A 6,198-nucleotide genomic window follows, 5' to 3' on the forward strand; every position below is an offset into this window, starting at 1 on the left:
TTCGCAAGCGTTGTCGTCCGGTTGACATCAACCTCATGCCCCGGGGACGTCGACGCAAAGATCGACCCCAACGCCGTCTGCCAGCACCCAACATGTACGCAGATCCGGACGGTCCGACATCTGCACAAGGTTCACGGTTTCGCCGTCAGGCAGGCCAAAACAATGCGCATCTCCTCTTCAGCTGAATACGTCTGCCGAGACTCGCGACGAATGTTTTTGATCACCTTGTTGGCGGCATCTTTCGATGTTTGGGGCTTCTTCGTCACCTCGATCTCCTAGACGATAAGATGAACCAGAAAGCCTCCCTTATTAAAATCCTCAAATCTGTCCAACGGGTGCTGATGTCAGACAGCCCCCTCTAGCGATTGATCTACGTCAATCAGTGGAGAGGTGTTCAATATAATATTCAACAATGTGAATTCGGCGGTCCTTCAGAGTCCGAATACACACCCATTTCGCATCGCGGGGAGAAAACAAAATGACACAGAACACCATTCATCCAACACGGCGCTCAATTCTTAAAGGTATGACGGCCTTGGGCGTAAGCGCAGCCATGATACCAGCGTGGCTCCAACAAGCCCAGGCGATGTTTCAAGATGGCGAGATCGTGAATGCGTCACACTTTGGCGCAGGCTATTTCAAAATCGAAGGTGGCCGCGTTGTGGGAATCCGTCCACATGAGGCGGATTATGTAGCCAACGAGATGGTTGAATCGCTGTCCAGTTGGGTCAATGCGGCTGACCGGGTGCAATATCCGATGGTTCGGAAGGGCTTCCTTGAAAATGGCAAGGACAGCGACCGCACCCGACGCGGACAGGACGAATATGTGCGAGTCACCTGGGATGAGGCCTATGACCTTGTTGCTAGCGAACTGACCCGCGTCAAAGAAGAACACGGCAATAGCTCGATCTTTGGTGGATCCTATGGCTGGAAAACCCCAGGGCTGATGCACCACTCTTTCAACAATCTTTATCGTCTCCTGAACCTGCATGGTGGGTTTGTCGACGATGTGAACTCTTATTCGACCGGGGCGATCCGCGTGATCATGCCCTACGCTTTGGGAGGCTCCTACTCCAATGGCACCGCTTGGCCGAAAACCATCGAGAAAACGGAACTGATCGTCTTCTGGGGGTCCAACCCGGAAACCACCTGCCGCATCGGCTGGTCTGTCCCCGATCACAAGGGGATGAAATACCTGCGCGACTTCAAAGCCACTGGCAAGCCGTCGATTGTGGTCGATCCGATCCACAATGCAACGGCGAAACTGTTGGACAGTGACTGGGTCGCCCCGCGTCAGGGTACCGATGTTGCCATGATGATGGGCATTGCGCACACCCTGCTTGACGAAGGTTTGCACGATCAGGACTTTCTTGATGAATACACCGAAGGCTTTGACCAGTTCGCGGTCTATTTGCGCGGAGAAGAGGACGGAGTCGTCAAATCTGCAGAATGGGCCAGTGAGATCTGCGGCGTTCCTGCGGACAAACTGCGCGACATGGCCCGGCTCATGGCCTCCAAACGCACATTGATCCAAATGGGCTGGTCGATCCAGCGGCAACACCATGGCGAACAGGGGCCGTGGATGGCCTTTACGCTGGCGTGCATGCTGGGATACGTTGGTCTGCCCGGTGGCGGCGCTGATTTCACCATGCACTATGCCAATTCCGGCACGCCCAAAAGCAACGTTCCGGCCTTCCCGGGGTTTTCCGCTGGCGAAGGATCCAAGGATATGCCCGCGCCCATTCCGGTGTCCCGTGTGCCTTGGGTCATGGGCAATCCCGGTGCCAAATACGACTACAACGGCACTGAATACACCGCACCCGATCTGCGGCTGGTTTATTGGGCGGGCGGCAACCCGTTCCATCACCATCAGGAGCGCAACCAGCACCTCGAGTACTGGCACAAACCTGAAACCATCATCGTGAATGAACTGTTCTGGACCGCAACTGCGCGTCACGCCGATATCGTTCTGCCCGTGAGCACCAATCTGGAACGCAACGATATGTCCATGTTTGGGCGCAGCAACAACGGTCTTGTGGCGATGAAGCAAGTGATCGAGCCGATGTATGAATCGCGCACCGATTACCAGATCTTCACCGAAATCGCCAAACGCCTCGGCTACGAAGACGACTATACCGAAGGTCTGGACGAAATGGGCCACCTTCGGAACTTCTACGAAAAAGGGCGGGCGAAGGCGGCAGAGAATGGCGTCGATATGCCCGATTTCGATACGTTCTGGAATGATGAACCGATGCAGATATTCCCGACCAGCAAAGAGGCCGAGGAACATGTGCAGTTCGCAAAGACACGCGAAGATCCGCTCTTGAATCCGCGCGGGACGCCGTCCGGACGGTTCGAGATCTATTCACGGAAAATCGCCGACTACAATTATGACGATTGTCCCGCGCACCCGACTTGGATGGAGCCCATTGAAAGGCTTGGCGGAGCGATGTCGGACAGGTATCCGCTCGCAGTCAACAGTCAGCACCCTGTCAATCGTCTGCACTCGCAACTCAACAATACGGACTTGCGCCATAGCTACGAAGTCGGCGGACGAGAGCCGATCACCATGAACCCGGTAGATGCCGAGGCGCGCGGGCTAAAGGACGGCGATATTGTGCGCGTGTTCAACGACCGCGGTCAGGTCTTGGCGGGATTAGTGATCTCCGAAGAAATCGCTCCGGACCATGTCCGTATATGTCAGGGCGGCTGGTATGATCCTGCCGAACCAGGCGTGCCGGGCACATTGTGCAAACATGGCGATGTCAACGTGCTGATGCCCGACATCGGCACCTCCAAGCTGGCCCAAGGCAACTGTGGGCACACCGCACAGGCCGAAGTCGAAAAATACGAGAGTGACATCCCTGATCTAGGTATTTTCAAACCTATTGCCTGATAGGGACACCCAATTGCCAAAAGAAGTTGGCCGGACGTAACAGCGCCCGGCCTTTTCTTTTTCACAACAAGGCTGCTTCACTCAGATCGAGGCAGGTACAACCAAGACGCTGTAATCTGTTCTTGGACATCAAAGCACCAGATTTTTCTTTCAGGGTTCTGAGGTGTGGTCGATCTGACGGCTTTGATGGCGCTTGCAGCCCTCCAAAGAGTTCCTCGTGTGAGACGGACACAAGCGTTCATTTGTTGGACTTGGGCGGCGACGCTGACCGATGCTATGCAGCAGTCTCGCTGACTGCAGGCCGTTTGATTGGCGTGACGATTGCTTTTTGCGCATTGTCGAACCACGTGTGCAGGGACGTTATATCAGGTTCCAGCCGTGTTGCCGCACCATCACAAAATGTCTGAAAAGCCTCATGGTTCAAGGCATTCACCCCGACAAGCACAGGAATGTCGAGCGACAGGGCCTGTGCAATCACATCGCGAAAACCACAGCCTTCGGCTTCGTGCTTGCCGAATTTGTTGATGATGACCAGATCGGTGGAGGTATCCAAAGTCGACGCAACCAGCCCGACGGATGTTTCCAGAGCGGCTGCATCCAGACGGCACCCTCTCGAGGCAGGGCCGAGAGTCTGAGAGATGCGCAAAACCGGACCATCGGGCAGAACCTTGACGTCCATGTCGCACGGGCCATCGCCGCGTTCGGTGTTGGTTTGCACCGTACCGAGGCATTTGTAACCCTGCGTTTCCAACCTTTCAGCGACGCGGGCCAGCAGCAGGTCCGTATAGCCACGACCGGGCGCCATTGTGTAAGCGATATGCATAGAAATGATCCTTCAAAAAGCCGCCCACCCCGCCAATTCGTACGGCGGGGCGGCCGTTAAACCGCGTCAGCCGTTCGCCATGATGTCCTTTGGCTCATCAAGCATTCTGCGTCTCCTCCTCCGGGGTGATGGAGGTCTGGGCGACCAGCGCAAAAGAACGACCGGATCGGGAAAATCCGGCATCACATGACAGTCACGCCGCGCAAGATTTGGTACCATCCGAGCGGTCGGCGTCCGACACAGGAGGCTGTCATCGCCGCCGAAGGCACTTTGACAGGGTGTTGCCGCCTGCAGTCCGCCCGCCCCCAGAAACACAAACGCAAGATCACTGGCGAAGGTCCTTTCAGCGGCAAGCAGATCCTCTTCCAGACCAACAAGCCACACGAAAAGGCGGCCAAGGGCAGCGCCTTGGTCCGCCGCATCCGTGCAACGCGCGCGCAGCAAAGCCGTAAGATACGCAGCCGTCAATTCGCGTGCCAGAATGCCAGACAGCAAATGATCCGCAATGATCCGGCTGCTGTCCGGCGCTGTCGCCCCCACGATGTTGCGCGTTTCAGTCTTCATGGCCGCGTTCCAGTTCGCGCTGCCGGATCGTGTCGCTCGCATGCAGCTGGAGGTATTTCTGAAGGAACCGGTACTCCTTCTCGTTCAGCGTCACATAGTGCTCCATCGACTGCATGATCCCAATCCATTGATTGGACCGATAATCGTCAGGCTGCATCGATCCGTGACAGCTCGCGCAGGCCGTTGTGAAAAGGTTCGCACCAGTGTCCCAAAGCCTCCTCCGGCTTGATGCCACAAAATCGGGCGGGAGCCAGATATCGATGCTGACAGGGTACCAGGTTACATCAGTTTGGGGATCGATCACGGGTGCACCTACCTCGACCCGATCAACTGCACCTTTGGATAGGACCGCCGCCAGAATGCGATGGCCCATCTCCTCATAGATCAATCGATCTGCCCGCCCTGACCGCCATCCCGCAATCCGGACCCGAAGAGCATCCTGTTCGCGCGCCAGAACGTCCAGCCGCGTCGCAGCAAAAACAGTTCCCGCACCCTCTGCATCGGCGCTGTCGGGTGGCTGTGTATAAATTGCTTGCTCGGCAGTCGAAAACAGACTCGCGCCGTCTTCGCCCTGAACCTGCACGGCCATCTGGGCGGCAAGAATACCGTCGGCGTCTGCAACCAGCTCCGCATTCGCAGCAAAACCGCTCATGCCGATGCCGCAAAGAACGCATCCAATGAATATCCGCGACATCACTGACGGACCGTTCCCAATTCTTTTGATAGAGTATTGATCCATCGAGTGCCTAGCCTTTGTGATCCGCGATGAGAGGCGAGGAAAACAATCAAAGCATCCTGCGCCGGTTTGGGAAATGCTAGGGACACAGGGTCTGACGGAGTTGATATTTATCAATCTGGTTGGATTTCGAACACGCGATCTAGGTCGATGACTTGCGTCACTGGCGCTGCTTAGCAAGCGAATGGTCTTGTCGACTGCCTGTCACAGCCATGCTTCGATACGGGTCACGCGCCTCAAGTCCACCTCCCGCGGGACACTGAAACCACGCCGCGCTGAAAAGGCTGCTCGGGTAGCGGTTGACTGATGTCTCAATGTTTTGTTGGGGGGCGCTGACGATGGCTGTGAGGTCGCCGGTCAGGTCGGCGCGCGGCTCGATCTGGTTCAGGTTGCAGGTCTCAATGAGCGACGCGAGCATGACCCCATTTTGCGCGCCGGCGTCGTGACCGTCGAAGAGCCCATGTATTCTTTGCAGAGCTATAGGACGGATGGTTTGCACGGCCGCGTTGCTTTACATTTAGATGCGGTGCGCGTCGCGGACACGACCCGCGCTTTCCGAAATGAACGGTTGGTTTTGCATTCCGCCACGTTTGTATGCGCCTCAAGTTGCCTGACGCGCGCGAGATAGCTGATCATGGCCAAGGAGCACAACGCGAAGCGATAGCCAGCAGAGGTTCCGCGATTTGGCCCCTAGCTACAAATTGGTGTGCTTTTCCAGTTCTTGACATCCTCTGCGCGTCACTGGACGCCACCTTTCTTGGAAACCCAAATTCTAAGGTATCTCCTGCACTTCAGCTAGAACACGGAAATGGACCTGTCGCGGTTTGATGCCGCTCCTTTGATAGCATTTACTGCAGCAAAGGAGACGGGCTATGGGACTGAAACGGACGGACGAATTGCGCCATAATGCGGTGCGTATTGCACTGACAAGCGGGCTAACGCGCAGGGAAGTAGCTTACGATCTGGGTGTCGGCATGTCGACGCTGAACAAATGGATCACAGCACACAGAGACACCGATGTGGTGTCGAAAGAGGACATGCTTCGCTCAAGAGAATGACCGAATTCGGCGCGAGAACCGGCTTCTTAAGGAGGAGAGGGAGATCCTAAAAAAGGCCACCCAGTTCTTTGCGGGCCTAAAGCAATGAGATTTAGGTTTGTAGAAGAACACCGGGCCAACT

The 6,198-nt window shown here is 56.0% G+C and carries 5 protein-coding genes and 1 pseudogene; 2 read left to right on the forward strand and 4 right to left on the reverse strand.

Annotated elements, in window-relative coordinates:
• Positions 1-131: 131 nt before the first annotated feature.
• Positions 132-266, reverse strand: a complete 135-nt coding sequence (locus C8N36_RS24695; RefSeq protein WP_255253620.1) for a hypothetical protein — start codon at positions 264-266, stop codon at positions 132-134.
• Between the two features lie 212 nt (positions 267-478).
• Here C8N36_RS24695 and C8N36_RS17390 point away from each other — a divergent pair, with 212 nt between their 5' ends.
• Positions 479-2,896 carry a molybdopterin-dependent oxidoreductase gene (locus C8N36_RS17390; RefSeq protein ID WP_097806085.1) on the forward strand — a complete coding sequence of 806 codons (2,418 nt, stop codon included), beginning with the start codon at positions 479-481 and terminating at the stop codon, positions 2,894-2,896.
• A gap of 274 nt (positions 2,897-3,170) precedes the next feature.
• Here C8N36_RS17390 and C8N36_RS17395 read toward each other — a convergent pair whose 3' ends face one another.
• The 3 genes from C8N36_RS17395 to C8N36_RS17405 form a co-directional block, all read right to left on the reverse strand.
• Positions 3,171-3,719 (reverse strand): DUF2478 domain-containing protein, encoded by a 549-nt coding sequence (locus C8N36_RS17395; protein ID WP_097806086.1) that lies wholly within the window; start codon positions 3,717-3,719, stop codon positions 3,171-3,173.
• A gap of 66 nt (positions 3,720-3,785) precedes the next feature.
• Entirely contained in the window at positions 3,786-4,283 is a 498-nt protein-coding gene (locus C8N36_RS17400) for a hypothetical protein (RefSeq protein WP_097806087.1), read from the reverse strand.
• Positions 4,273-4,935: a hypothetical protein gene (locus C8N36_RS17405; RefSeq protein WP_170125907.1), complete on the reverse strand. Its 663-nt coding sequence runs from the start codon at positions 4,933-4,935 to the stop codon at positions 4,273-4,275. Before C8N36_RS17405 ends, C8N36_RS17400 begins: the two co-directional genes overlap by 11 nt.
• Positions 4,936-5,891: 956 nt before the next feature.
• On the opposite strand from C8N36_RS17405, the pseudogene C8N36_RS17415 reads away from it, so the two are divergent.
• Positions 5,892-6,198, forward strand: a pseudogene (locus tag C8N36_RS17415) (transposase); the annotation flags it as partial.

This window comes from Pelagimonas varians (genome assembly GCF_003208435.1).
GTDB classification, from domain to species: domain Bacteria; phylum Pseudomonadota; class Alphaproteobacteria; order Rhodobacterales; family Rhodobacteraceae; genus Pelagimonas; species Pelagimonas varians.

What these genes read in the sequence shown, in the direction of transcription:
- C8N36_RS17390 (WP_097806085.1), top strand. Translation starts at nt 479, where the DNA reads ATGACACAGAACACCATTCATCCAACACGGCGCTCAATTCTTAAAGGT.
- C8N36_RS17405 (WP_170125907.1), bottom strand. Translation starts at nt 4,935, where the DNA reads ATGAGCGGTTTTGCTGCGAATGCGGAGCTGGTTGCAGACGCCGACGGT.
- C8N36_RS17400 (WP_097806087.1), bottom strand. Translation starts at nt 4,283, where the DNA reads ATGAAGACTGAAACGCGCAACATCGTGGGGGCGACAGCGCCGGACAGC.
- C8N36_RS17395 (WP_097806086.1), bottom strand. Translation starts at nt 3,719, where the DNA reads ATGCATATCGCTTACACAATGGCGCCCGGTCGTGGCTATACGGACCTG.